Here is a 263-nt window from a genome sequence, read left to right on the forward strand (position 1 = left end):
TGTGCGGGGACGCTGGCGGAGATGGCGCCGGTGGTGGTGCTGGTGGCGTTCGTCCAGGCGTCCTTCAGGGTGAAGGAGGACCCGCTCTTGCCGATCGCGGAGGCGGTGGTGGACACGGTGGTGGTGGACCCGCCCTGGTTGAACAGGGCGACCGCCACATCACCGTTGGCCAGGCGCTTGGCCAGGACGCGGCGGGTGCCGTCGTTGCTGACCTGGGTGGCCTGCAACCCCAGGGTGTCCTGGTTGATCGCGATCAGGTTCTG

1 pseudogene is annotated in these 263 nt (G+C 68.8%); it reads right to left on the bottom strand.

From position 1 onward, the window contains the following. Positions 1-263, bottom strand: a pseudogene (locus tag IEY93_RS38310) (alpha-galactosidase); the annotation flags it as partial.

The sequence above is a fragment of the Sphaerisporangium melleum genome, assembly GCF_014646695.1.
Classification (GTDB): domain Bacteria; phylum Actinomycetota; class Actinomycetes; order Streptosporangiales; family Streptosporangiaceae; genus Sphaerisporangium; species Sphaerisporangium melleum.